Consider the following 2,558-nt stretch of genomic DNA (forward strand, 5'->3'; position numbering starts at 1 on the left):
ATGGTGCGTCCGTAAACCGCCGATTTATTGGCGGTGCGGTCTAATCAGAATACTCCCTTTAGCAAGGAGTAGGTAAAAGTATTAAGGTGGAGAAATCCACAGCCTATCATTCTACAACTTATCTGATTTTGGAAACAAAACAGGGAGTGTAGCATGTTGTTGTCAATTAAATGACAGGCGGTAAAGCGGTGATTAAAATTTCCTGACAAGCGGCTTTACTGCGAGAATGAAAATCCGTATATGAGGGTAAAAGCTGGATTGCCTGAACGATAGCCAGAGCTTGGGCATAGCCTTTGTCCCTGCGCGAAAGGAGTTGAAACGTGCAGTGTCTTGGCGGTTGTATTTCCATTTTGTATAACTGCGGAATACTCAAGACAGAGCAACCATGAGTAGTGTGTAAATGGCGAAAGTCGTACCCGACAATACGGAAAGCTATTGTTTTGATTAGACTAAACGGAGATTGCCTAAACCCGTAAGGGCAAGGCAACAGAGCTTCCATAGTAGTCTGAGGAACCTGAATTGACAGGGAAAGCTGTAAAACCAGATGCGGGAAAGCCGCCCACATGGCGAAGGGAAGCAGTAAGTTTGGAAAATACAAAGAAAGGAAGGTGCGTGAGGCATTGAGAAATCCTATTAACGTATTGAAAAGCTTAGGCGAGAAATCGCAGGAAAGGACGTATAAGTACCAGAGGTTATACAGGAACTTATACAACCCGGAGTTTTATCTGCTGGCATATCAAAATATTTATGCCAACAAAGGCAGTATGACGCCGGGAGTTGATGGCATGACCATTGACGGTATTAGCATGGCTCGGATTAACAGAATTACCCAGAGTATGCGAAACCAGAGTTACCAGCCAAAACCTGCAAGGCGTGAGTATATCAAGAAGAAAACAGGCAATAAGAAAAGACCGCTTGGCATTTCTTCCGCTGATGACAAACTGGTGCAGGAAGTAGTCAGAATGATACTGGAAAGTATCTATGAGGGAAGTTTCTCTACAAAATCACATGGTTTCAGACCAAACAGAAGTTGCCATACAGCGCTGACACAGATTAGGAATACATTTACAGGCGCTAAATGGTTTGTCGAGGGCGATATTAAAGCGTGCTTTGACAGTTTTGACCATGCAGTGCTTATCCGTATTTTGAGGAAACGGATAGAAGATGAAGCATTTTTAAATCTGATATGGAAATTTCTGAAAGCAGGATATATGGAGCAGTGGACATATAACAAAACCTATTTCGGCATTCCGCAGGGTTCGGGGTGCAGTCCAATACTTGCGAATATCTATCTGAATGAGTTAGATGAGTTTATGCAGGGATTGAAGGAACGGTTTGATGTAGGAAGCTGTGACAGACGTAAAGTTTCTTATGAATATGAAAGTGCAAGGGGCAGGGCAAAACGCTTGAAAAAGAAATATGCCAAAGACTGGAATGAGGTCGGTGAGGAGGAACGGAAACGCCGTGCAGGAGAAATCAGGGATTTAAGGGCGGTATATACAAAGCTGCCCAGATATGACGCACGGGATACGGGCTTCAAGAAGATACAGTATACAAGATACTGTGATGATTTTCTGATTGGAGTTATTGGAAGTAAGGAAGATGCGGAAACCATAAAGGCGGAAGTAAAGAAATTCCTTGCGGAAGAATTAAACCTGACGCTTTCGGACGAGAAAACGAAGATTACACATACAAGTGACTGTGCGGAATTTCTTGGCTACAGAATCAAAGTGTCAAGGAGTGAGAGCGTTAAACGCCGGAAGGACGGAGTGAAAACAAGACCGTTCAGCGGCGTGGTGAAGCTGTATGTACCGAAAGAAAACTGGATTAAAAAATTGCTCGAATATGGGGCGATTAAGATTGTAACTGATGAAAATGGTAACGAAAAATGGAAAGCCATGCACAGTGGCAAAGTTCTGAATAAGAGCGACATTGAGATTTTAAGCGATTACAATGCAAAGGTCAGAGGACTGTTTAATTATTACTGTATTGCTGATAACGCCTATGTGATAGGGAAATTCGGCAGGGCAATGAAGTACAGCATGATGAAAACTTTTGCATTCAAGTACAAGACAAAAGTTTCCAAAATCAAAAAGAAGTATATGGTGAATGGAGATTTTACCGTCAATTACGAAACAAAGCAGGGTACGAAAACGTCTGTATTTTACAATCAGGGCTACGGCAGGAGGGATAACTCCATTGCAGGTCAGATAGAAGTTCTGCCGCAGTATAAGCGGTATGACAGACCGAACAGCCTTGCAAGGAAGCTGAAAACCAAAACTTGTGAATTATGCGGCGGTTACTGTACGGACTTGGAAATTCATCAAGTGAAAAAGCTGAAAAATCTTAAGGGTAACAGTGAGTGGGAGAAGCTTATGCGGAAACGCAGGCGGAAAACACTTGCGGTATGCCCAGCGTGCCATGAGAAAATTCATTCCTGTGATGAAGAACGATAAGTTGAACTTATGGCGAGCCGTATACGCTGAGAGGTGTAAGTACGGTTTTAGGAGGGAGTATGGTGCTGTCGAAGTTGGCGACAGACTGTGCTTACCTCATGA

At 43.2% G+C, this 2,558-nt stretch carries 1 protein-coding gene; it reads left to right on the forward strand.

All coding sequences use genetic code 11. The features are described from left to right. The first annotated feature begins 620 nt into the window (after positions 1-620). Positions 621-2,456, forward strand: coding sequence for a reverse transcriptase/maturase family protein (locus NFS31_RS26475; RefSeq protein WP_251502017.1), 1,836 nt, complete (start codon positions 621-623; stop codon positions 2,454-2,456). The last annotated feature ends 102 nt before the right edge of the window (positions 2,457-2,558 follow it).

This window comes from Otoolea muris, assembly GCF_943193115.1.
Lineage (GTDB): Bacteria > Bacillota > Clostridia > Lachnospirales > Lachnospiraceae > Otoolea > Otoolea muris.